Annotated in this window: 1 protein-coding gene and 1 pseudogene; one reads left to right on the plus strand and one right to left on the minus strand. The window is 40.8% G+C overall.

Going from position 1 to position 515, the window contains the following annotated elements; translation table 11 throughout:
- Positions 1 to 363 (plus strand): flavodoxin-dependent (E)-4-hydroxy-3-methylbut-2-enyl-diphosphate synthase (locus ACYVL2_RS20150; protein ID WP_460546585.1); only part of this gene is annotated, 363 nt, incomplete at its 5' end.
- Between the two features lie 36 nt (positions 364 to 399).
- Here the strand turns inward: ACYVL2_RS20150 and ACYVL2_RS20155 are convergent.
- Positions 400 to 515: pseudogene (locus ACYVL2_RS20155) on the minus strand (DUF4190 domain-containing protein); the annotation flags it as partial.

A 515-nucleotide genomic window follows, 5' to 3' on the forward strand; every position in this document is an offset into this window, starting at 1 on the left:
GTAGCTCGCGAATTATTAAAATCATTCGGTTTAGCAGCTAACGCAGCGACTTTAATTTCTTGTCCTACATGCGGACGCATTGAAATTGACCTCATTAGCATTGCAAACGAAGTCGAAGAGTATATTTCACACATTAAGGCACCAATTAAAGTTGCCGTATTAGGTTGTGCAGTAAACGGACCTGGTGAAGCTCGTGAAGCCGATATCGGAATTGCTGGCGCTCGAGGTGAAGGATTGCTCTTCCGCAAGGGTGAAATCGTTCGTAAGGTTCCAGAGGAAACAATGGTTGAAGAGTTGAAAAAAGAAGTAGATAAAATTGCTGAAGAATATTATGAAAAACAAAAAGCAGAACAAAATGCTTAAAAAACAGGGTACCGTTTCGGTACCCTGTTTTCTTTGTTAAAAGAACGGGAGGACAAAGGTTCCCACAATAATGGATACAATCCCAATTCCTATTGCCCATGCTCCTAACGTATATGCTCCTTTTCTTCGTGCGATAAACCCTAAAATAATCC

The sequence above is a fragment of the Glycomyces halotolerans genome, from assembly GCF_054779575.1.